The sequence below is a fragment of the Spirillospora sp. NPDC029432 genome (assembly GCF_040703975.1).
Lineage (GTDB): Bacteria > Actinomycetota > Actinomycetes > Streptosporangiales > Streptosporangiaceae > Spirillospora.
In genome coordinates, this window is the sequence record NZ_JBEZWH010000002.1 from 20,499 (window position 1) to 41,475 (window position 20,977).

The 20,977-nt window shown below is 72.3% G+C and carries 19 protein-coding genes; 14 read left to right on the forward strand and 5 right to left on the reverse strand.

Translation table 11 applies throughout. From position 1 onward, the window contains the following. The first annotated feature begins 28 nt into the window (after nucleotides 1-28). Nucleotides 29-586: a DUF6328 family protein gene (locus AB0881_RS01535; protein WP_366613454.1), complete on the forward strand. Its 558-nt coding sequence runs from the start codon at nucleotides 29-31 to the stop codon at nucleotides 584-586. Nucleotides 587-644: 58 nt separating this feature from the next. Here AB0881_RS01535 and proS read toward each other — a convergent pair whose 3' ends face one another. Both proS and AB0881_RS01545 read right to left on the reverse strand, forming a co-directional pair. After that, nucleotides 645-2,093 carry a proline--tRNA ligase gene (proS, locus tag AB0881_RS01540; RefSeq protein WP_366613455.1) on the reverse strand — a complete coding sequence of 483 codons (1,449 nt, stop codon included), beginning with the start codon at nucleotides 2,091-2,093 and terminating at the stop codon, nucleotides 645-647. 90 nt (nucleotides 2,094-2,183) lie between these two features. Then, the gene (locus AB0881_RS01545) at nucleotides 2,184-2,918 is read right to left on the reverse strand and encodes a hypothetical protein (protein WP_366613457.1); all 735 of its coding nucleotides are present in this window, start codon (nucleotides 2,916-2,918) and stop codon (nucleotides 2,184-2,186) included. A gap of 133 nt (nucleotides 2,919-3,051) precedes the next feature. Between AB0881_RS01545 and AB0881_RS01550 the strand changes: the two genes are divergently transcribed. After that, the gene (locus AB0881_RS01550) at nucleotides 3,052-4,668 is read left to right on the forward strand and encodes an ATP-binding cassette domain-containing protein (RefSeq protein WP_366613459.1); all 1,617 of its coding nucleotides are present in this window, start codon (nucleotides 3,052-3,054) and stop codon (nucleotides 4,666-4,668) included. Here AB0881_RS01550 and AB0881_RS01555 read toward each other — a convergent pair. From AB0881_RS01555 to AB0881_RS01565, 3 genes are all read right to left on the reverse strand, one after another. Beyond that, the gene (locus AB0881_RS01555) at nucleotides 4,665-5,213 is read right to left on the reverse strand and encodes a YceI family protein (protein ID WP_366613461.1); all 549 of its coding nucleotides are present in this window, start codon (nucleotides 5,211-5,213) and stop codon (nucleotides 4,665-4,667) included. The two genes, AB0881_RS01550 and AB0881_RS01555, sit on opposite strands and share 4 nt — an antisense overlap. Before the next feature lie 32 nt (nucleotides 5,214-5,245). Then, nucleotides 5,246-5,470, reverse strand: a complete 225-nt coding sequence (locus AB0881_RS01560) for a DUF6158 family protein (RefSeq protein ID WP_366613463.1) — start codon at nucleotides 5,468-5,470, stop codon at nucleotides 5,246-5,248. Nucleotides 5,471-5,538: 68 nt separating this feature from the next. Beyond that, nucleotides 5,539-7,122 (reverse strand): phosphatase PAP2 family protein, encoded by a 1,584-nt coding sequence (locus tag AB0881_RS01565; RefSeq protein ID WP_366613465.1) that lies wholly within the window; start codon nucleotides 7,120-7,122, stop codon nucleotides 5,539-5,541. Nucleotides 7,123-7,276: 154 nt separating this feature from the next. Here AB0881_RS01565 and AB0881_RS01570 point away from each other — a divergent pair, with 154 nt between their 5' ends. From AB0881_RS01570 to AB0881_RS01625, 12 genes are all read left to right on the forward strand, one after another. Then, nucleotides 7,277-8,251 carry an ABC transporter permease gene (locus AB0881_RS01570; protein ID WP_366613467.1) on the forward strand — a complete coding sequence of 325 codons (975 nt, stop codon included), beginning with the start codon at nucleotides 7,277-7,279 and terminating at the stop codon, nucleotides 8,249-8,251. A gap of 25 nt (nucleotides 8,252-8,276) precedes the next feature. Beyond that, on the forward strand, nucleotides 8,277-9,074 hold the full coding sequence (locus AB0881_RS01575) for an ABC transporter ATP-binding protein (RefSeq protein WP_366613717.1): 798 nt from the start codon (nucleotides 8,277-8,279) through the stop codon (nucleotides 9,072-9,074). 145 nt (nucleotides 9,075-9,219) lie between these two features. Continuing rightward, complete coding sequence (locus tag AB0881_RS01580; RefSeq protein ID WP_366613469.1) at nucleotides 9,220-10,620, forward strand: extracellular solute-binding protein; 1,401 nt, start codon at nucleotides 9,220-9,222, stop codon at nucleotides 10,618-10,620. A gap of 8 nt (nucleotides 10,621-10,628) precedes the next feature. Continuing rightward, on the forward strand, nucleotides 10,629-11,690 hold the full coding sequence (locus tag AB0881_RS01585; protein ID WP_366613471.1) for an ABC transporter ATP-binding protein: 1,062 nt from the start codon (nucleotides 10,629-10,631) through the stop codon (nucleotides 11,688-11,690). Continuing rightward, the gene (locus AB0881_RS01590) at nucleotides 11,687-12,598 is read left to right on the forward strand and encodes a sugar ABC transporter permease (RefSeq protein WP_366613473.1); all 912 of its coding nucleotides are present in this window, start codon (nucleotides 11,687-11,689) and stop codon (nucleotides 12,596-12,598) included. Before AB0881_RS01585 ends, AB0881_RS01590 begins: the two co-directional genes overlap by 4 nt. Next, entirely contained in the window at nucleotides 12,595-13,470 is an 876-nt protein-coding gene (locus AB0881_RS01595) for a carbohydrate ABC transporter permease (protein WP_366613475.1), read from the forward strand. Before AB0881_RS01590 ends, AB0881_RS01595 begins: the two co-directional genes overlap by 4 nt. Nucleotides 13,471-13,532: 62 nt before the next feature. Beyond that, on the forward strand, nucleotides 13,533-14,054 hold the full coding sequence (locus AB0881_RS01600; protein WP_366613477.1) for a YbhB/YbcL family Raf kinase inhibitor-like protein: 522 nt from the start codon (nucleotides 13,533-13,535) through the stop codon (nucleotides 14,052-14,054). A 117-nt stretch (nucleotides 14,055-14,171) separates the two neighbouring features. Next, on the forward strand, nucleotides 14,172-14,900 hold the full coding sequence (locus AB0881_RS01605) for a TetR/AcrR family transcriptional regulator (protein ID WP_366613479.1): 729 nt from the start codon (nucleotides 14,172-14,174) through the stop codon (nucleotides 14,898-14,900). 184 nt (nucleotides 14,901-15,084) lie between these two features. Further along, nucleotides 15,085-17,019, forward strand: coding sequence for a BTAD domain-containing putative transcriptional regulator (locus AB0881_RS01610; protein ID WP_366613481.1), 1,935 nt, complete (start codon nucleotides 15,085-15,087; stop codon nucleotides 17,017-17,019). Nucleotides 17,020-17,231: 212 nt separating this feature from the next. After that, the gene (locus AB0881_RS01615) at nucleotides 17,232-18,404 is read left to right on the forward strand and encodes a serine hydrolase domain-containing protein (RefSeq protein ID WP_366613483.1); all 1,173 of its coding nucleotides are present in this window, start codon (nucleotides 17,232-17,234) and stop codon (nucleotides 18,402-18,404) included. Nucleotides 18,405-18,539: 135 nt separating this feature from the next. After that, the gene (locus AB0881_RS01620) at nucleotides 18,540-20,423 is read left to right on the forward strand and encodes a cutinase family protein (RefSeq protein WP_366613485.1); all 1,884 of its coding nucleotides are present in this window, start codon (nucleotides 18,540-18,542) and stop codon (nucleotides 20,421-20,423) included. Nucleotides 20,424-20,600: 177 nt separating this feature from the next. After that, nucleotides 20,601-20,966 (forward strand): hypothetical protein, encoded by a 366-nt coding sequence (locus AB0881_RS01625; protein ID WP_366613487.1) that lies wholly within the window; start codon nucleotides 20,601-20,603, stop codon nucleotides 20,964-20,966. Nucleotides 20,967-20,977 lie beyond the last annotated feature (11 nt).

Here is a 20,977-nt window from a genome sequence, read left to right on the forward strand (position 1 = left end):
AACCCCTTTCGGGGGGTATGTCGCGCTCATGAGGCCCAGCAACAACGCCCGTAACGAGACCGAGCACGAGCGCCTCGACCGGCAGCTGATGGAGCTGCTGCAGGGGTTCCGGGTCGCGGTCACGGGCGTCCAGGTGCTGTTCGCCTTCCTGCTGACGGTGCCGTACGCGCCGGGCTTCGACGACGTGAACGCGGCCGGCCGGCGGCTGTTCTACGTGGCGCTGTTCGGGGCGGCGATCGCCTCGATCTCCTTCATCGCCCCGGTGATCCAGCACCGGGTGCTGTTCCAGCTGAACCAGAAGCCGCTGCTGATCCGGCGGGCCAACCGGTTCGGGATCTTCGGCGCGGTGGCGCTCGCGGTGTCGATCAGCTCCTCGACCACGCTGATCATCCACACCCTGGTGTCCGACACCGCCGCCACCGTCACGGCCTTCATGGTGGCGCTGTTCTGCGCGTGGGCGTGGTTCGTGCAGCCGCTGCTCAGCCGCCGGAAGGCGGCCCGCGAGCCCCATGACGGCGGCGAGGACCCGCAGACCGAGAAGCGGACCGCCGGCGGCGACGGCGCGTCCAGCCCGCACTACCGGTGACCGGACGGCGGCGCCCCCGGACGGGACCGTCCGGGGGCGCCGTTCGCGGCGGGCCTTCTCAGTAGGCCTTGCCGAAGATCACGCGCTTGCCGTACGCGGACGGCCGCCCGCACTTGACGCACTCGCCGGTCTCCTCCGCCGCGTCGGCCGGGATGACCCGCGGGGTCGCGGCGGTGTCGGCCTTGATCTCGTCCTCGCACTCGGGCCGGCCGCAGTGGAAGGCCGTCGCCCAGCCGCCCTCGACCTGCCCCTTGAACGCCTCGAAGCCGTCGACCACGGCGGTGTGCTCGTCCCGGAACGCCTCGGCGCGGGCCAGCAGGAACGACTGGAAGTCGGCCAGGATCCCGGGCAGCAGCTCGGGCACCTTCTCCAGCGGGATCTGCTCCTTGCCCTGGCCCTCCTCGGTGGGGAGGCGGCGGACGACGGTCGCGACGCCGTTCTCCAGGTCGCGCTTGCCCAGCTCGATCCGGACCGGGACGCCGCGCATCTCCCACTCGTTGAACTTGAAGCCCGGGGAGAGCTGCGGCCGGTTGTCGTCCACGTGGACCCGGATGCCCATCATCTTGATCGCGTCGCCGAGCCGGCGGGCCTCGGCGGCGGCCTGCTCGCCCTGCTCCTTGCGCCCGATCGGCACCACCACGACCTGGTACGGCGCCAGCCGCGGCGGCAGCACCAGGCCCTTGTCGTCGCCGTGCGTCATGATCACGCCGCCGATCATGCGGGTGCTCAGCCCCCACGACGTGGTGTGGGCCAGCTGCAGCTTGCCCGCCTCGTCCTGGTACTGGATCTCGAACGCCTTGGCGAAGTTGGTGCCCAGGTAGTGCGAGGTGCCGGACTGGAGCGCCCGGCCGTCCCGCATCATGCCCTCGATCGTGTACGTGCGGACCGCGCCGGCGAACCGCTCGCCCGGCGTCTTCTCCCCCGGCACGACCGGGATCGCGCCCAGCTCGCGCGCCACCGCCGTGTAGGCGTCCAGCGCCCACATCGTCTCGCGCATCGCGTCGGCCTCGTCGATGTGCGCGGTGTGGCCCTCCTGCCAGAGGAACTCGGTCGTCCGCAGGAACATCCGCGGCCGCATCTCCCACCGGACCACGTTGGCCCACTGGTTCAGCAGCAGCGGCAGGTCGCGGTGCGAGTCGATCCACTTGGCCATGTACTCGCCGATGACCGTCTCGGAGGTGGGCCGCACGACCAGCGGCTCCTCCAGCTCCTTGCCGCCCGCGATCGTGACCACGGCCAGCTCCGGCGAGAAGCCCTCGACGTGCTCGGCCTCGCGCTTGAGGTAGGACTCCGGGATGAACAGCGGGAACACCGCGTTGTCGTGCCCGGCGTCCTTGATCCGCCGGTCCAGGTCGGCCTGGAGCAGCTCCCAGACCCGGTAGCCGTACGGCCGGATCACCATCGTGCCGCGCACCGGTCCGCGGTCCACCAGCTGGGCCTTGATGACCAGCTCGTTGTACCATGCGGAGAAATCCTCGCTCTGCGGCGTCACACCTTCTCGACTCACCCTCCGAGCGTACTAACTACCGACACCCCGCCAGGACGCATTTCCCGCCGGACACCAAGGTCATCCACCGTACCCGGGCTCCCGCCCACGTCACGGCGCGGGCTCGGGGGCGGTGTCGCGCTCGTGGAGGACGTAGGCGCGGGCGGCGATGGTCATGATCGCGGCCATGGGGACCCAGGCCACCGCCACCGGCCAGAATCTCTCCTCGCCGCTCCCGGCGAGGACGAGGGGGCAGAAGAGGCCGCCGAAGGCGAGGGCGACGGCGAGCCCGAAGGCGGCGACCATGCCGCGCGTCGGGGCGGCGCGGCGGGCCAGGCGCCAGGCGCAGGCGGCCGCCGCGACCAGGCACGGGGGAATGGCGATCAGGGCGGCGATGAGCAGCCGCGCGCGCATGTCGGCCGGGGCGGCGTCGGTCCGCTGCGATTCGCCCTCGGCCGCGACCTCGACCAGGCGGCCGCGCCAGAGGGTGCCGGTGACCCGGTCGCCCTCGCTGAGGAGCCGCAGGACGGGCTTGTTCGAGGTGAAGGCCGTCTCCCACCTCGCGCCCCGCGCGTCCGCCAGGATCGTGCGGTCCAGTTCGCCCCGCTTGCTGGTCAGGTGGATGCTGGAAACGGTGAACGGCTGCTGCCAGCGGCATTCGGCCGGTCCCGTCGGCGCGCTCGGGCAGGGCGCCGCCGCCTTGTACGCGCGCAGGTCGCGGTCTCCGTCGGGCGCCTCCGTCACGGCGAGGAAGGCGACCCCTACCGAGGCGGCGAGGGCGCCCAGGAGGATGAGGGCGGACATCACCCTGCTGCGGAGGAACCAGGACAGGGAGACGTGGGCCATGTCCCTATGATCCCATTTGCGAATCTTGGCGGCGACTCGTTAATCCGGCGCTGACCTGCCGCGACGGAAAACCGCTTGCCTTCGGACGGCCGGTCTCCACAGACTCGAAGGTCGTACGCGAGAGGGGAAGAACGTGGGGCACGTCGAGGTCGGGCATGTCGAGTTCGTGCTGCCCGACGGGCGGGTTCTGCTGGACGACGTGTCGTTCCGGGTCGGCGAGGGCGACACCGCCGCGCTGGTCGGCCCGAACGGCGCCGGGAAGACCACGCTGGTACGGATGATCGCCGGGGATCTGACGCCGCAGGCCGGGACGGTCTCGCACAGCGGCGGGCTCGGCGTGATGCGGCAGTTCGTCGGGAACGTACGCGACGAGACGTCCGTGACCGACCTGCTGGTCTCGGTCGCGCCGCCGCGCGTGCGGGAGGCGGCCGCGGTACTGGAGGCCGCCGAGCTGGCCATGATGGAGCGCGACGACGAGCCCACGCAGATGCGGTACGCCGGCGCCCTCGCCACGTGGGGCGACGCGGGCGGCTACGAGGCCGAGGTGCTGTGGGACGCCTGCTGCGTGGCCGCGCTGGGCATGCCGTACGACCGGTGCCGCTACCGCGAGGTGCGGACGCTGTCGGGCGGCGAGCAGAAGCGGCTGGTCCTGGAGGCCCTGCTGAGAGGCCCCGACGAGGTCCTCCTGCTGGACGAGCCCGACAACTACCTGGACGTGCCGGGCAAGCGGTGGCTGGAGGAGCGGCTCCGGGAGACGGCCAAGACCGTCCTGCTGATCTCGCACGACCGGGAGCTGCTCGACCGCGCCGCCCGGCGGATCATCACGGTGGAGGCCGGGAAGGCGTGGGTGCACGGCGGCGGTTTCGCCACGTACGCGCAGGCCCGCAGGGACCGGAACGAGCGGCTCGAAGAGCTGCGGCGGCGCTGGGACGAGGAGCACGCCAAGCTCAAGGAGCTGGTCAACATGCTCAAGCAGAAGGCGTCCTACAACGACTCGATGGCGTCCCGCTACCAGGCGGCCCAGACACGGCTGCGCAGGTTCGAGGAGGCGGGGCCGCCGGAGGTCCCGCCGCGCGACCAGAACCTCAAGATGCGGCTGCGCGGCGGCCGTACCGGCAAGCGCGCGGTGATCTGCGAGGACCTGGAGCTGACCGGGCTGATGCGGCCGTTCGGCACGGAGGTCTGGTACGGCGAGCGCGTCGCCGTCCTCGGCTCCAACGGGTCCGGCAAGTCCCACTTCCTGCGGCTGCTGGCGGGGCCCGACGGGAACGGCGTCGCGCACACCGGGGTGGCGCGGCTGGGCGCGCGGGTCGTGCCGGGGCTGTTCGCGCAGACCCATGCGCGGCCCGACCTGGAGGGCCGCACGCCCTGCGAGATCGTCATGACCGAGCACGCGCGGCTGCGGAACGAGGCGATGAACGCCCTGGCCCGCTACGAGCTGCAGGTGTGCGCCGAGCAGCCGTTCGAGACGCTGTCGGGCGGCCAGCAGGCGCGGTTGCAGATCCTCCTGCTGGAGCTGGGCGGGGCCACGCTGCTCCTCCTGGACGAGCCCACCGACAACCTCGACCTGGCGAGCGCGGAGGCCCTCCAGGAAGGGCTGGAGTCGTACGAGGGCACCGTCCTGGCGGTGACGCACGACCGCTGGTTCGCGCGGTCGTTCGACCGGTTCCTGGTGTTCGGCTCCGACGGCTCGGTGTACGAGGCGCCGGAGCCGGTCTGGGACGAGACCCGCGTCGCCCGAGCCCGCTAGCCGGGGCGGACGTCCAGGTCGAACGTCACCCGGACGTCGTCGGCCAGCTTGAGCGCGCCGAAGAACGCCGAGTACGGCTTGATGCCCCAGCGCGTCTGCTTGACCGTCGCCTCGCCCGTGACCCGGTCGCCGCCCGCGGCCCGCACGGACAGGGGTTCGGTACGGCCCATGACCGTCAGCTCCCCCTCGACGGTGAACTCCGCCGCCGTGCCCCGGATGCCCGTCGACCGGAAGGTGATCTCCGGGAACCGGTCGGCCTGGAGCACCTTGCGGAGGTTGGCGGTGATCTCGGCGCGGTCCTGGTCGGACAGCGGCAGGACCCCGCCGGTCCCCTCCCGTACCTCCAGGCCGTCCACCGGCACCGTGATCCGCACGGAGGAGCCCTCGGCGGCGGCGCCGGCCAGGTCGTCCCCGGCCAGCGTCACGGTGCCGGACCAGCGCGCGGCCTCGATCACGAGGTCGTGCCCGGCCCGGCGGCCCAGCCCGCTCCGCCCGGTCCTGACCAGCAGCCGCCCGTCACCGGGGCCCAGCTCGATCGTCGCCATGCGGCCAGCCTCCCGTCCGGAACGCGCCGTGGTCAACGGCTCCGCGCGCCCTCGCGCAGCCGCTCCGGATCGATCTCGCGCTCCGGCATCCGGCGCAGGTACTCGGCCTCCAGCTGCCTGGTCCGGTGCGTGTGCTCCTCCAGCGCCTGGTCGGACGCGTGGCGCAGGGCGTCCAGGCGCGTCTCGCCGAGATGGCGCAGCTCCCGCAGCAGGTCCTCGTCGCTGAGCACGGCCGGCTCGACTCCGTCGGTCGTCATCGTTCCCCTCTCCGAAGCCACCATGGTCGCCTCGTACCCGGCCGCGCGCCCGCGAACCGGGACCTTGGTCAACAGGTGCCGGGCGGGCAGAAGACGGCCAGGGAGCCGGGGCGCTTGGTGATGTGGACGGCCGGGGACAGCGCCGTCAGCTCGCCGTCGCGGGCCAGGCTGAGGTCGCCGTCCCGGGAGACCAGCTCCAGCGTGGCGCTGTGCCACGCCCGGTAGCCGGGCGTCACGTGCAGGTGGCCGGCCAGGACGGCGGCCAGGGCGCGCAGGCGCGGCACGCGCGCGCCGGTCGTGACGAGGCGGATGTCGAGCTGCCCGTCGTCCAGGTGGTCGCGCCAGGTCGGGGCCGGGCCGCGCGAGCCGTACGCGCAGTTGCCCACGAACGCCAGCCAGACCCGGCGCCTGCGGCCGTTCACGAGCATCGGCACCGGCTCGGAGTGCCGGAACGTGCGCAGCGCCGCCACCATGAGGGCGGGCCACTTGCCGAGCCGCCCCTCCAGCCGCTCGCGCCGTTCGACGAGCTCGGTGTACGCGCCGAAGCCGACGGTGTTCAGGAACACCATGCCCTCGGCGTCGCCGCCCGCCTCATCACCCGGAGAGATCATGCCGAGGTCGACGCGGCCCAGCCGGCCGCCCCGGTACGCCTCGACCGCGTCGGTGACGGTCTCGATGCCCAGCGCGCGGGCGAAGTGGTCGAAGGTGCCGCCGGGGACGGGCAGCAGCGGGACGCCGTGCCGCATCGCGGCGCGGGCGGCGGTGTTCACCGTGCCGTCGCCGCCGATCACGGCGAGGATCTCGGCCTGCCCGGCGGCCTCGTCGACGACCTTGTCCAGGTCCTCGTCCGGGCCCGGCCAGATGATCCGCGCGGCGGGCAGCTCCCGCTGGAGGACGGCGACGGCGCTCTCGGCGGTGCTCGGCAGCAGCGGGACGCCCGCCGAGCCCGCGGTGGCGCCCGCCCCGGCGTTGATCACCACGACCACGCCCTGCCCGTCACCGGTGATCGTGACCTTCTCGGTGGTGGTCCGGGTGACCCGCGCCACCGGCGGCCGGGCCGGCCACACCAGCCGGGTGCCCAGCGCCGCGGCGGCGCCGATCCCGAGGCCCGCGAGCACGTCCCCCGGGTAGTGGGCGCCGGTGTAGATCCGCGCGAACGCGACCGCCCCGGCCGTCACGGCGACCGGCGCCGCGACCGCGCGCGGCGCCTCCATCGCCACCCCCGTGGCGAACGCGGCCGCCGACGCCGAGTGCCCGGACGGGAACGCGTGCGAGGTCGGCAGCTTCCACCGGATCCGGATCGGCGGCACCAGGTCCACGACCGGGCGGGCCCGCCGGAACGCCTGCTTGCCCAGCACGTTCACCACCGGGCTGGCCACCGCGACCGCGATCGAGCCGCGCAGCGCCGCCCGCCGGAGCCGGGCCCGGCCGGTGAGGCTCATCGCGCCGGCCGTGGTGAACCACAGCACGCCGTGGTCGGCCAGCCGCGACACCCGCGGCAGCACGTACTCCAGGCCGGGCAGGTGGGCCGCCGCGACCCGGTCGAACGCCCAGCGGTCCAGGCGGCCGAGGCGGCGCAGCGGGCCCTTGCGGTAGATCGACGGAGTCCGCCGGCGGTGCCGGTCGGGCGACGCGTAACGAGATGCCAACATTACGCGCCGTGACCGGTTCGGGTGCGGATGGTGATGGGCCTGCATGTCGGGGGTATCCCCAGGAGGTCGGACATGATTCCCCAAAGATCTCAAAACGGGGGTCACATATGGGCGAACGTCCCTCACATAGTGTGGACTGCAATAGGCTTCCCGCATGAGTCACCCGGAACGGCTCAGCACCTCGGGTGGCGAGCCGGTCGGCGCTATCGCGGAGCATCCTCACATGAACGGACGCAGTAGCGAGTCGCTGGCCGAATTCGCCGCCCGGCACGGTCTGACCCAGAGCGCGGCGCGCCCCTCGCCGCGCAAGTACGTGCGCTCGCTGTGGCAGCGGCGCACGTTCATCTGGAACTTCGCCTCCGCCAAGACCGCCTCCACGTACACCAGCTCCCGGCTGGGCCAGCTGTGGCAGGTCCTCACCCCCCTCCTGAACGCCGCCGTCTACTACCTGATCTTCGGTGTGCTGATCGGCACCAACCGCGGGATCGACAACTACACGGCGTTCCTCATCACCGGTGTGTTCGTCTTCACGTTCACCCAGCGCTCGCTGACCGCGGGGGCCAAGTCGATCGGCAACAACCTGTCGCTGATCCGGGCCCTGCACTTCCCGCGCGCGTCGCTCCCGTTCGCGCACGTGCTGATGGAGCTGCAGCAGCTGCTGATCTCCATGGCCGTGCTGCTGGTGATCGTGCTGGCCACCGGCGAGCCGATCACGGTGCACTGGCTGCTGATGGTGCCGGTGCTGCTGCTCCAGCTGCTGTTCAACGTCGGGATCAGCCTGGCGATCGCCCGCGCGGGCGCGTTCGTCCGCGACATCCAGCAGCTGCTGCCGTTCATCACCCGGTCATGGCTCTACTTCTCCGGCGTGTTCTTCCTGATCCCGCAGATGGGGCAGAAGTTCGCCGACAAGGGGTACGCCTGGGTGGGACCGATCCTGGAGGCCAACCCGGGCGCGGTCTACATCGAGCTCATGCGGACCTCGCTGATGAAGAGCTTCCGCGAGGACCTGGCCCCGTACGACGTCGACTACACCAGGCTCTGGCTGTACGCCGTCGTCTGGGCCTTGATCGCCTTCCTCGGGGGTTTCTGGTACTTCTACCGTGCGGAGGAGAGGTACGGCCGTGGCTAAGGCGTCGCTGAAGGAGAAGGCACGGGTGTCCGGTTCCGCGTCACAGCAGCCCGAGGTGGTCCTCGACCCCGCCCGGGAGCCGATCGTGGTCGTGGACGGCCTGCACATCGTCTACCGCGTCTACAGCGGGGGCGGCGGCAAGGGCACGGCCGCGAGCGCGCTGCTGCGCATCGTGCGGCGGCAGAACCGGCCGCAGATGACCGAGGTGCACGCGGTCAAGGGCGTCTCGTTCGTCGCGTACCGCGGCGACGCGATCGGCGTCATCGGCACCAACGGGTCGGGCAAGTCGACGCTGCTCAAGGCCATCGCGGGCCTGCTGCCGCCGGCCCGCGGCGCCGTCTACACGCAGGGCCAGCCGTCGCTGCTGGGCGTGAACGCCGCGCTGATGCGCGACCTGTCGGGCTCCCGCAACATCATCCTCGGCTGCCTGGCCATGGGCCTCACGCAGGAGGAGACCAGGGCCAAGTACGAGTCGATCGTCAAGTTCGCCGACCTGAAGAAGGGCTTCATCGACTACCCGATGTCGACCTACTCGTCGGGGATGGGCGCCCGCCTGCGGTTCGCCATCGCGGCGGCCCGCACGCACGACGTGATGCTGATCGACGAGGCGCTGGCCACCGGCGACGCCAAGTTCAAGAAGCGCAGCAAGGACAAGATCGACGAGCTGCGGCGGGACGCCGGCGCGGTCTTCCTGGTGGCGCACAACCTGGACGTCATCGAGGAGACCTGCAACCGCGTCATCTGGCTCGACGACGGCCGGATGAAGATGGACGGCGACCCCAAGGAAGTCCTCCGCGCCTACACCGAGGCCACCGGGAAGTAGGCCCGCGCGCCTGCTGGGGCTCCTGAGCACCCAGTGACAGGAGTTACGCAGAGTTACCGATTCGTCTCTGGATGAGGCGTCCTTGCCGATCTACTTTCGAAGGTGAAGACCTTCGGGGGAGACCTTCGGCGCGAGGAGCACTCCCATGACGGATCGGCTCAGCAGGCGCGGCTTCCTGTCCTCCACGGCGCTCGCGGCGGGCGCGTACGGTCTCGCCGCCGGCTGCGCGAGCGAGACCAGCGGGCCCCAGGCGAAGAACACCGGCGGCGCTCCCAAGGAGGTCTTCACCGCCCCCGGCAGGAAACTCGGCGGCTCCCTCAGCGTGCTGATGTGGAGCCACTTCGTCCCCCGCCACGACAAGTGGTTCGACAAGTTCGCCGCCGACTGGGGCAAGCGCGTCGGCGTCACCGTCCGGGTCGACCACATCAACACCGTGGACGTCCCGCGCCGGGCCGCGTCGGAGATCCAGGCCGGCAAGGGCCACGACCTGATCCAGCACATCGCGCCGTTCTCCCAGTACGAGCCGTCGGTGCTGGACATGTCCGACGTCGTCCAGGAGGCCAACCGGCGCTGGGGGCAGCAGCTTGAGCTGTGCCGCAAGTCCAGCTACAACCCCAACACCAAGCGGTTCTACTGCTACACCCCCGGCTGGTCGCCCGACCCGGGCGACTACCGCCGGTCGATGTGGCAGAAGGTCGGCCTGCCGAACGGGCCGGGCAGCTGGGACGAGCTGCTGCGCGGCGCGTCCGAGATCAAGCGGACCACCGGCGTCCCGTGCGGGATCGGGCTGTCCCCCGAGACCGACTCGAACATGGCCGCGCGGGCGCTGCTGTGGTCGTACGGGGCGGCCGAGCAGGACGCCGACGAGCGCGTCACGATCAACTCGGACGCCGCCGTCGCGGCCGTGGAGTTCATGACCCGGCTGTTCAAGGAGGCCGAGACCGAGGAGGTCTTCTCCTGGGTGCCGGCGTCCAACAACCAGGCCCTGATCGCGGGCAAGTCGTCGTACATCCTCAACTCGATCTCCGCCTGGCGCACCGCGATGGGCACCAACCGGCAGATCGGCGACGACATCTTCTTCACCCCGGCGCTGCGCGGGCCGCGCGCCGCGCTGGCCGCCCAGCACGTCATCCAGCAGTGGATCGTGCCGAAGCACGCCGGGAACCCGGACGCGGCCAAGGAGTTCCTGCTCCACTACACGGCCAACTTCCCGGCGGTCACGTTCCACTCGGAGCTGTACGACCTGCCCGGCTGGCCCTCGCTGGTCCCGCAGCTGAACGGCTGGCTCGACAACGACCCGTACGGCGCCAAGCCGGCCAACAAGCTGAGCCTGCTGAAGAACGCGACGTCCTGGAGCGCCAACATCGGCTACCCGGGGCCGTCCAACCCGGCGATCGGCGAGATCTTCAGCACGAACGTGCTGCCCACCATGTTCGGCCGCGCCGCCCGCGGCCAGGTCACCGCCAAGCAGGCGGTGGCGGAGGCCGAGGGCCAGATCAACAAGATCTTCCAGAGGTGGCGCGACCGCGGCCTGGTGGGGGGCTGAGCGCCCCGATGAGTGCTGTCGAGGTCAGGGGTCTCGTCAAGACTTTTGACGGGCATGTGCGGCGGCGGGGCTCGGGTGATCAGGTGCGGGCGCTGGACGGGGTCGACCTGGCCGCCGCGGCGGGCGAGTACCTGGTGCTGCTGGGGCCGTCCGGCTGCGGCAAGACGACGCTGCTGCGCACGATCGCCGGGCTGGAGCAGCCGACCGGCGGCGAGGTGCTGATCGGCGACCAGGTGGTGAACGGGCTGCCGCCGCGGGTGCGGCAGGTCGCGATGGTGTTCCAGTCGTACGCCCTGTATCCGCACAAGACCGTCCTGGACAACATCGTGTTCCCGCTCAAGGCGGAGAAGACGCCGAAGGCGGAGCGGGAGAAGAAGGCGCGCTGGTCGGCCGGGCTGCTCGGGATCGAGCCGCTGCTGGGCCGCAAGCCGCGGCAGCTGTCGGGCGGCGAGCGGCAGCGGGTGGCGCTGGCGCGGGCGCTCGTCCGGGACCCGGCGGTGTTCCTGCTGGACGAGCCGCTGTCCAACCTGGACGCCAAGATGCGCGCGAGCGCCCGGGACGAGCTGCGCCGCTTCCAGGAGCGGATCGGCACCACGACGATCTACGTGACGCACGACCAGGCCGAGGCGATGGGGCTCGGCGACCGGATCGCGGTGCTGGAGCGCGGCCGGGTCCGCCAGGTGGGGACGCCGGTCGAGGTGTACGACGACCCGGCCGACACGTTCGTGGCGACGTTCATCGGCTCGCCGCCGATGAACCTGGTCCGGAACGGCGGCGCGCTGGTCGGCTTCCGGCCCGAGCACCTGCTGCCCGCGGAGATCGTCTCCGGGGAGCGGGTGACGATGCCGCTGCGGGTGGACCGGATGGAGTACCTGTCGGGCGACCGGCACGTGTACGGGACCGTCACCGGCATCGGCGCGGAGACCCGGGTGATCGCCCGGCTGCCGGCGACGGTGACCGTTCCGCTGGAGCCGGGCGAGACGCACGGGTTCTCGGTGGCGGAGGACCGGCTGCGGTTCTTCGACGCCGAGGCGGGCACCCGGACCGATCCCGTACGGATCGGGCCGTGAGCGCGGCGGAGAAGGGGCGGCGGCGGGTCACGCTCGCGGACCGGGACGGGTTCCTGGCCTGGGCGATGCTGCTCCCGTCGGTCGTGTACATCCTCGCGCTGGTCGGGGTGCCGTTCGTGCTGGCGATCGCGTTCGCGTTCTCGGACGTGACCACCGGCGACCCGTCGTTCGACTGGGTCGGCCTCGGCAACTTCGACGCGATCTTCGGCGACCGGGTGTTCTGGCGGTCGCTGCGCAACACGCTGGTGTTCACGGTCGTGTCGATGGTGCTGATCGTGGTGCTCAGCAAGGTCCTGGCCAACATCCTGATCGCGGACTTCCGCGGCAAGTGGTTCGTCCGCTTCCTGGTGCTGCTCCCGTGGACGACCCCGGTGGCGCTGTCCACGATCTCGTGGCTGTGGTTCCTGGACTCGATCTACTCCCCGATCGACTGGGTGCTGCGGCATCTCGGGATGATCGAGGAGAACGTCGTCTGGCTGGGCGGCCCCGGCACCGCGATGGCCTCGGTCATCGCCGTGCACGTGTGGCGGCTCACCCCGCTGGCCGCCGTGATCGTGATGGCCGGCCTGATCGCGATCCCGCGCGACATCGACGAGGCCGCCCGGATCGACGGGGCGGGCTTCTGGCGCCGGATGTTCGAGATCACCGTCCCGCTGGCGCTGCCGGTGATCGCGGTGGCCGGGCTGTTCGGCGCGATCATGACGTTCACCGACATGACCGTCTCGTACGTGCTCACCCGCGGCGGCCCCACGCACGCCACCGACACGCTGGCGTCCTGGGCGTACTTCCGCGGGATCGAGGGCGGCGACGTCGGCCAGGGCGCGGCGATCGCGCTGTTCCTCTTCCCGATCCTGCTCGCGGGCGCCATCGCGATCCTGCGCGCCGTTCGCCGGCTGGGGGCGGAATGACCACCGACAACGCCGCACTGCGCCGCAGGTACGCCCGGCGCCATGTGGCCGCGCGCTGCGGCGTGTACGGGGCCGCCGTCCTGGCCGCGCTGGTCTGCGCGCTCCCGTTCCTCTGGAGCCTGGTCAGCGCGTTCAAGCAGAACCGGGACCTGTACAACCCCGAGAGCAGCCCGTTCCTGTTCAACGAGCCGGCGACGCCGGACCACGTGACCTACCTGCTGAACGACACGCCGTTCCTGACGTTCGTGTGGAACACGCTCCTGGTCGGCCTGGCGGTCGTCGGGCTGACGCTCGCGCTGTCGCTGCCCGCCGCGTACAGCCTGGCCCGGCTGAACCGCCCGTGGGGCACCCCGATGGGCATCGCGATCTTCCTGGTCTACCTGGTGCCGCCGTCGCTGCTCTTCCTGTCCCTGACCCGGGTCGTGGTGGGGCTGGGGCTGGAGGACACGCTCTGGTCGATGATCGTCGTCTATCCGTCGATCACCGTCCCGGTGTCGGTCTGGCTGCTGATCGGCTTCCTGAAGGCCGTGCCGAAGGACATCGAGGAGCAGGCGATGGTGGACGGCCACTCGCGCCTGGGGGCGTTCCGGCGGGCCGTGCTGCCGCTGGTGTTCCCGGGGATCGTGGCGGTGGTCGTCTTCACGTTCACGCTGACGGCGAGCGAGTTCGTGTACGCGCTGGCGTTCGTCTCGTCCAGCCCGACGATGGTCGTCAGCACCGGCGTCCCGACCCAGCTCATCCGCGGGGACGTCTTCTTCTGGCAGTCCCTCCAGGCGTCCACCGTGATCATGGCGGTGCCGATCGCCGTGCTGTTCAACCTGTTCCTCGACCGGTTCGTCACCGGCTTCACCATGGGCGCCGTCAAGACCTGACCGCACGGATTGGTCACTGATAGGTATGGAGGGCACGCAGATCCACTGACGAGGAGGTCGCCATGCCCGGCAAGGCGCCGATGCCGTACGACTACCTGCCCGAGGTGCCGTCGTTCACCGTCACCAGCGACGACGTGGCCGAGGGCGAGCGGCTCTCGGACACGCACGTCTTCGACGACTGGGGCTTCAGCGGCGAGAACAGGTCCCCGCATCTCGCCTGGTCCGGGTACCCGCCGGAGACCAGGAGCTTCGCGGTCACGTGCTTCGACCCGGACGCGCCCACCGGGAGCGGTTTCTGGCACTGGGTCCTGTTCGACGTGCCGACCGAGGTGACCCAGCTGCCCACGGGCGCGGGGACCGCGGACCTCAAGGTCGGCGTGCAGGCCCGCAACGACTACGGCGTGAACGCGTTCGGCGGCGCGGCCCCGCCGCCCGGCGACCCGCACCGCTACGTCTTCGCCGTCCACGCCCTGGACGTGGAGTCCCTCGGGCTGGACGCCGGCACCTCCCCGGCCGTCGTCGGCTTCAACATCACCGCCCACACCCTGGCCCGCGCCGTCATCACCCCGCTCTACGGCTCCTGATCCGCGCCCGGGCCGCCCGCGCACGCCGGGGCGGCCCGGGCCGTTCCGCGCGGACGCTCTGAAGAACACATTTGTTCGAGTGACATTTCTCGCCCCGGCCAGAGATATAACATTGTCATGCCGAAGAGGCCGGCGGGCTCGCGCGAGAAGCTGATCGAGGCCGGGGCGCGGCTGCTCGACGAGCACGGCCCGGAGGCGCTGAACGCCCGCCGGCTCGCCACCGAGATCGGCGCGTCCACCATGGCCGTCTACACGCACTTCGGCGGCATGGCCGGGCTGTACGAGGCGCTCGCCCGGGACGCGTTCGCGCGGTTCGAGCGCTTCCTGCGGCGCACGCCCGACACCGACGACCCGGTGGCCGACCTGCTGCTCCTCGGGCTGCACTACCGCGAGTTCGCGGTCACCAGCCCGCACCGGTACCGGCTGATGTTCGGCATCGCCCTGGCCGGGACGCTGCCGTCGTTCGGGCACGATGTCACCACCGAGGGCACCCCGACGACGGTGGCCGAGATGAACGCCGCCTTCGCGCTGCTGCCGCGGCAGGTGCGGCGGGCCATGGACGCCGGGCGGCTCCGGCGGGACGACCCGATCACCGTGGCCGGGCAGTTCTGGAGCATGGTCCACGGCTACGTGCTGCTGGAGACGACCGGGGTGTTCGGGGCCGAGGGCCGCGGCGTGCTGCACATCCTCGGCCCGCACGCGATCAACCTGCTGGTCGGGCTGGGCGACGAGCGCGAGGCCGCGGAGCGGTCCGCCGGACGGTCGCTGCTGGGCGTCGAGACGGCCGGCGTCGTCGTACCGGAGGCGGCGCCGCGGCGCGGGCGGCGGGCGCGCCCCGCACGGTGACGTGACGATCACCACTCGTGCCGGCCGGGCACGTGACGGGGAAACGCCGCACGCGTCAATGACAATGTTATAACCTGCCCATCACAACGTTATGCCCTGGTCCGCGGGCTCCCCTTCCGCGCGGACCGGCCCTGATCAGCAGTTCGAAGAGATCGGTCTGATGATGGCGATGCACCCGGGCACGATGACGGAACACGCCCCCCGCCCGCTCCGGTTCAGCGTGCTGGGCCCGGTGCGGGCCTGGCGCGACGGGACCCAGCTGGACCTCGGCCCGGTCCGGCAGCAGGCGCTGCTGGCGGCCCTGCTGCTGCGCCCGGACCTGTGCGTCAGCCGCCGCGAGCTGCTCGACGGGGTGTGGGGCACCGAGCCGCCCGGCTCCGGCGGCAAGATCGTGCCCGTGTACGTGCACCGGCTGCGCCGCTGCCTCGGAGCGGACGGCGACGGCCCGGACGGCTCGGTGATCGCCCGGGACCGCGGCGGCTACCGCTTCGTCGGCGACGGGACCCTGATCGACGTCAGGTGGCTGGACGAGATCGCGGACGAGGCCGCCGCCGCCCGGAGGTCCGGCGACCTGACCGCCGCGGTGAGCGCGTACGCCCGCGCGCTCGACCTGTTCCGCGGCGAGCCGCTGGCCGGCCTCCCCGGGCCGTTCGCCGAGGCGGAGCGGGTGCGGCTGGAGGAGCGCAGGACCGCCCTCCTCCAGGAGAAGGCCGAATGCCGGCTGCGGCTCGGCAGGTACCTGGACGCCGCGGGCGAGCTGCACGCGCTGGCCGCGAAGCACCCGCACAGCGAGCCGCTGGCGGTGCTGCTGATGCGCGCGCTGTACGGCAGCGGCCGGCAGGCCGACGCGCTGGCCGTGTACTCGCAGCTCCGCCGCCGCCTGGTGGAGGACCTGGGAGTGGAGCCCGGCGACCAGGTACGGCGCGCGCATCAGGCGGTGCTGCGCGGCGACAAGGAGGCGCTCGGGATCGTCCTCCGGCCCGAGGCCGCGGGCCCGGAGGCGGGCGGTCCGCGGGCGGGCGGCGCCGGGCGCGTCCGGGCACCGCGCGCCGCCGCGGCCCCGCCGGCGCGGCGCGTGCCCGACGAGCTTCCGGCCGATGTCGGGGAGCTGGCCGGGCGGGACGAGGAGCTGGCGCTGCTCACGGCCGGGGCGGCCGGTGCCGGGGTGACCGTCATGGCCGTGGACGGTGTGGCGGGCGCGGGCAAGACCGCGCTGGCGGTACGCGCGGCGCGGTCGCTGTGCCCGCTCTATCCGGACGGCTGCCTGTTCGTGAACCTGCACGGGCACAGCGAGCGGCGGGGCCCGCTGCCGCCGGAGCGCGCGCTGCTCAGGCAGCTGCGGTCGATCGGGGTCCGGGACGTCCCGGACGGCTCCGACGACCTGGACGAGCTGGCCGCGTTCTGGCGGAGCGCGACGGCGGGGCTGCGCCTGCTGCTGGTCCTCGACGACGCGTCCGGCGCCGACCAGGTGCGCCCGCTCCTGCCCGCGGGGCCGGACAGCCGGGTGCTGGTGACGAGCCGCCACCGGCTGGTGGGGCTGGACGCCGACCGCCGGGTCACGCTGGGGCCGCTCGCGCCGGAGGCCGCGGAGGCGCTGCTGGACCGGATCGTGGGTGCGCCGCGCGCCGCGGGCGAGCGGGCCGCGCTGAGGGAGCTGGCCCACCTGTGCGACCGGCTGCCGCTGGCGCTGCGCATCGCGGGCGCGCGGATCCAGAGCCGCCCCTCCTGGACGATCGCCGCGCTGGCCCGCCGGATGGCCGACGACGAGCGGCGGCTGGCCGAGCTCAGGGCCGAGGACCGCAGCGTGGAGGCGGCGTTCCGGCTCTCCTACGACCGGCTCCCGCCCGCCGAGCGGCACGCGTTCCGCGCCCTGGGCATGGCACCGGCCACCGAGACCGGGCACCGGGCGCTGGCCGCCGCCCTCGACTGGGGTCCGTACCAGGCCGAGCAGGCCCTGGAGAACCTGGTGGACGCGAGCCTCGCGCAGCAGCCGTCCGCGCACCGGTACCGGCTGGAGGGGCTGCTCGCGCTGTACGCGCGGCGCCTGGCCGCCGAGGAGCACCGGCCGCAGGGCGGCCTCGGCCTGGTCGCCGTCGCGGGCACGTCCGCGCGGTTCTAGAACTTTCTCAGTAATCCGGTCCCCGCTTTTAGATATTTCCACCGAATAACGCGCCGAACGGCCCCGGGTCCGTGCGGCGCGTTTCGGCGCGCCCGCACTCCGATAATCCGATAGGGCGAATTCCAGGTCCCCTTGATATTGGCATGTCATCGGAATTTCAACGGGTCTCGCTAGCGTGCTTGCCAAGATCGACGATCTCTTGGAGACCCGAAATGCGAAGTCGGAAGTTCGGTGTCCGCGTCGGCGCGACGCTGGCGGTGCTGGCCGCCACCGTGACGGGTGTGGCGGTGGCCGTCCAGGACCAGGAGGCCGCGGTCGCCCCGGCGGGCGCGCGGAACGGGGCGAGCCAGGCGGGACCGGCCGGGGCGGCCCTCCAGGGCCTGGTGGACAGGACCCGCGCCGACCACAGGCTGCCCGGCGTTATCGGCATGGTGCGGGACGGGGACGACGTCCGCTACGCCCGTTCCGGATACGGCGACATGTTCCGCCGGGTGCCGGCCGATCCCAAGGCCAGATTCCGCATCGCCAGCAGCACCAAGGCGTTCGTCTCCACGGTGGTCCTGCAACTGGAGGCCGAGCGCAGACTGTCCCTGAACGACACCGTCGACCGGTGGCTTCCCGGCCTGGTCGACGCGAACGGCAACGACGGCCGCCGGATCACCATTCGGCAATTGCTCAACCAGACGAGCGGGCTCCCCGACTACGCCAACGACCTGTACATCTCGGGGTCCTACGTCGCCGACATCAACCCCTACAAGCGGTGGGACCCGCGCACGCTGGTGAAGGCCGGCATCGCCAGGAAGTCGCTGTCACCGCCCGGCACGAAGTACAACTACTCCAACACCAACTACGTGCTGGCCGGAATGATCATCCAGGCGGTGACGGGACGGCATCCCGCGGCCGAGGTGACCAGCCGGATCATCGGGCCGCTCCAGCTCACCGACACCACGTTCCCCGAGTCCGACCCCAAGCTGTACGGGAACTGGCTGCACGGCTACTTCGCCATCCGCGACATCTCCTTCTCGAACGTGCAGGTCATGGGCGCCGCCGGAGCCATGGTGTCCACGCAGGAGGACCTGGCCGACTTCACCCGCGCGCTGGCGTCCGGGCGGCTGCTGCCCCCCGCCCAGCAGCGGCAGCTGCTGGAGGTGGGGACCAAGGAGAAGCCCTACGCCCTCGGCGTGGCCGTACAGCCGACCCCGTGCGGCCCCGCGCTGACGCACAACGGCGCGGCGCTCGGCTACTTCAGCCACTGGTACACCAGCCCGGACGGCGAGCACCAGTCCGTCGTGGCCACCAACCGCTACAACATGACCCCCGGCAAGGCCACCGAAGCGGTCATCCAGGCGGCCAAGGACGCCTACTGCGCGGTGAAGGGCAAGTGACGCGCCGCGTCCGCGCCGCCCGGCAGGGCGGGCCGGACGCTCCCTGAGAGACCCGAGGACCCGTGAGGGCTTCCTCGGACGCCCCCCGAAACGGCCGCGCGAACGGCCGGCCGTCGCCATGGAAGGAAACCACCGGTGAGTTCCGGAGCGCACGCCAAAACCAGAAGACAGAGGTACCGCAGGCCCGCCGTCGCGGTCGCGGTCGCCGGAGCGGTCGCCACCGCCGCCGCGGTGCCGCTGATGGTCCAGGACCCGGCGGCGGACGCTGCGCGGACCTCCCAGTCCAGGGCCTGCACGCCGATCAAGCTGATCGTCGTTCCCGGCACCTGGGAGACCACGCAGGCCTCCGGCCCGGACACGGCCGTCGGCATGCTCCGCGGGATCACCGAGCCGCTGGAACGGCGGTTCGGCTCGCGGATCTCCTCGTACTGGGTCGGCTACCACGCGACCGCGTTCGACCAGGGCAAGACCTACAACGACTCCAAGCAGACCGGGATCGACGCGGCCCGCAAGGCGATGACCGAGATCGCGCGGGACTGCCCCGGCACCCGGTTCGTCGGGCTCGGCTTCAGCCAGGGCGCGCACGTCAACGGTGACGTCGCCGCCCAGATCGGGGCCGGCCGGGGACCCGTGCCGGCCGCCTCGTACATCGCGGGCGGGAGCGTGGCCGACCCGGCCCGGGGCACGCGGGGCGAGGTGAACCTCGGCGACCCGCTGCCCGGCACCAGGGGCATCGCCGGACCGCGCCCGCAGGGCTTCGGCACCCTGTCCGGCAAGGTCGCGAACGTGTGCCTCAAGGGCGACCTGTACTGCGCCCTGCCGCAGGAGAGCGAGCTCACCGCCACGCTCGGCAGCGTGCTGAGCCGGGTCGGCGTCGCCAACCTCCAGGGCTCGGCGCAGCGCGAGCTGGCGACCGACCTCGGCACCACCGGCGGCCGGCCCGCCGACCTCGCCGCCGTCCCCAACGGGGTCCGTACGCTGACCGGCCAGGCGCGCGGCAAGGACACCGCCGGGGCGGCGCGGACGGCCGACGACCTCACGAAGCTCGTCGGCCCGCTCCAGGCCCTCACCCGGACCGTCGCCCACCCCGTCCTGGTGAACACGCTCCTGAACTCCCCGCCCGGCTCGCAGAACCACACCGCGGGCCAGGTGCTCCAGGCGCTCTCCAAGACCGACTTCGTCGGGCTCACCGCCGACCTCAAGGCCGTGCAGGCCGCGACGCGGTCGGGCGACGCCGCCGGGCTGGCCAAGGCCGCGCTGGACGCCGCCGCCAAGGCCGCGCCGCTGACCGGCCTGCCCGCCGACCAGGTCGCCAAGGTCACCAAGGTGATCCAGGGGCTCCAGCCGGTCGCGCTGCTCGCCCAGGCGAGCAACGTCATCGACGGCATCACCAAGATCGACTACCGGGGCATCCGGCGCGCCGCGCAGGCCATCCCCGTGTACGCCCAGCGCGGCGACGTCCGCGGGCTCTACCGCTCGCTGGTCGCCGTCGAGGACCGGCTGATGCCCCTGGCCAAGACCGCCAACCGGGTCGACCTGACCCCGCTCGCCGCGCTCCTGGCGATGTGGCCGCCCGGCTCCCCCGAGCGCGCCGTCGGCGAGGCCCTCGTCGTCCTGGACCGGGTCGACTGGGTCCGGATCACCCGCGACCTGCGCACCATCCAGGACAAGCTCGACGACTTCGACCCGAAGCGGCCCCCGGTCATCGACCGCGCCGACCCGGCCAAGTCGCTGAACGCCTTCTTCGGCGTCGACCTGCTGTCCCTCGCCCCGCAGCTCACCAGCCTCGCCGAGCACGGCCTCGACGTCGCCGGCGTACCGCTGCCCAAGGGCACCCTCGACCGGCTCCTGAAGACCAGGCTCAACCCGCGCCACCTGGTCCAGGAGGGCGTCGACGCCGCGGTCTTCTACGGAACGCGGCGCCACGAGATGTACGGCACCGCCCCCGTGGACGGCACCGGCCGCCCCGCCCTGGCCGTCCTCGAGAACTGGCTCGCCCAGCGCATCGAGACCGCCTGACCGCCGTCCGAACCACCCGGGCGCCGGCCGTTCCCACGGCCGGCGCCCGGGTCCGCTCCAGCAGGGAACTCCGGCCGCCGGCAAGCGGACGAATATGGCACCATGCCCTCATGACGACACGAAAGGACGATGCCGCGTAGACGGCCGTCCCGCTTGAGGGCCTCGGCACGTCCTCGCGTGCCCGGCGCCTCCCGCACCCGCCGCCGCGGCCTCCCGTCCGGCTCGAACGCCCTGGCCGCCGCGATCATCAGGCTCGAACGCGAACGCTTCTGGCCGGGAGCGATCGCTCTCGCACTCCGCAGATGGGCGCAGTACGCGCGCTCGGACTCGTCGCCTCCATGCGGCTGCCCGGCGTGCGACCCGTTCTACCTGGAGGACGAGCGCCAGATCCTGGAGACCGCCCTGCACGTCCTCCCGGTACGCATCGCCAGGGAGCTGCGCTCCCTGCTCCGGCCGCTCGACGACATCTTCCTGGCCCGCACCAGCCCCGACCCGTTCGCCGCCCCCGACCTGCCCTGGTGGCGCCGGCGGTCCCATCACTGACCTTGGCCGGT

Bases quoted from the DNA above. Each gene is read 5' to 3' on its own strand.
- AB0881_RS01615 (WP_366613483.1), top strand. From the start codon at position 17,232: ATGCGAAGTCGGAAGTTCGGTGTCCGCGTCGGCGCGACGCTGGCGGTG.
- AB0881_RS01560 (WP_366613463.1), bottom strand. From the start codon at position 5,470: ATGACGACCGACGGAGTCGAGCCGGCCGTGCTCAGCGACGAGGACCTG.
- AB0881_RS01585 (WP_366613471.1), top strand. From the start codon at position 10,629: ATGAGTGCTGTCGAGGTCAGGGGTCTCGTCAAGACTTTTGACGGGCAT.
- AB0881_RS01595 (WP_366613475.1), top strand. From the start codon at position 12,595: ATGACCACCGACAACGCCGCACTGCGCCGCAGGTACGCCCGGCGCCAT.
- AB0881_RS01580 (WP_366613469.1), top strand. From the start codon at position 9,220: ATGACGGATCGGCTCAGCAGGCGCGGCTTCCTGTCCTCCACGGCGCTC.
- AB0881_RS01605 (WP_366613479.1), top strand. From the start codon at position 14,172: ATGCCGAAGAGGCCGGCGGGCTCGCGCGAGAAGCTGATCGAGGCCGGG.
- AB0881_RS01535 (WP_366613454.1), top strand. From the start codon at position 29: ATGAGGCCCAGCAACAACGCCCGTAACGAGACCGAGCACGAGCGCCTC.
- AB0881_RS01545 (WP_366613457.1), bottom strand. From the start codon at position 2,918: ATGGCCCACGTCTCCCTGTCCTGGTTCCTCCGCAGCAGGGTGATGTCC.
- AB0881_RS01570 (WP_366613467.1), top strand. From the start codon at position 7,277: ATGAGTCACCCGGAACGGCTCAGCACCTCGGGTGGCGAGCCGGTCGGC.
- AB0881_RS01610 (WP_366613481.1), top strand. From the start codon at position 15,085: ATGACGGAACACGCCCCCCGCCCGCTCCGGTTCAGCGTGCTGGGCCCG.
- AB0881_RS01555 (WP_366613461.1), bottom strand. From the start codon at position 5,213: ATGGCGACGATCGAGCTGGGCCCCGGTGACGGGCGGCTGCTGGTCAGG.
- AB0881_RS01600 (WP_366613477.1), top strand. From the start codon at position 13,533: ATGCCCGGCAAGGCGCCGATGCCGTACGACTACCTGCCCGAGGTGCCG.
- AB0881_RS01565 (WP_366613465.1), bottom strand. From the start codon at position 7,122: ATGTTGGCATCTCGTTACGCGTCGCCCGACCGGCACCGCCGGCGGACT.